This is a genomic window from Shewanella sp. SG44-6, from assembly GCF_014164185.1.
Classification (GTDB): domain Bacteria; phylum Pseudomonadota; class Gammaproteobacteria; order Enterobacterales; family Shewanellaceae; genus Shewanella; species Shewanella vesiculosa.
The window spans coordinates 1-370 of record NZ_JACJER010000341.1; the positions used below are offsets into that span (position 1 = coordinate 1).

At 41.6% G+C, this 370-nt stretch carries 1 pseudogene; it reads right to left on the reverse strand.

The window, feature by feature from the left end:
- Nucleotides 1-290: pseudogene (locus H5185_RS22505) on the reverse strand (IS110 family transposase); the annotation flags it as partial.
- Nucleotides 291-370: the final 80 nt, after the last annotated feature.

The window sequence follows — 370 nt, forward strand, 5'->3', positions numbered from 1 at the left end:
TTGGTTTTACCGCCGTGAATCGCCTTCATATAAAGCGCATGACCTAGTACAAAATCAATCCCAAGTTCAGCACACCAATCTGACACCCAATACCAGCAATGCATGCACTCAACGCCGACAATCACATTGCCGATATAGGGTTCTAGTATGAGTAATAAGTCATCTTTGCTGGCACCTATCTTTTTATGAACAACAACTTCCCCTTTAGAATCAATGATGCAAACATAAAGTAAGCGTGCATGTAAATCGATACCACAGTAGTATGGATGTGAGTTATTATAAAATCTCATTGAGCTTTCTCCTGTTGGTTTAGTCACCTTAAGCATACCGCTGATGCGGCTTGCTAGGGAGGAGGCTCAATGAGTATCAA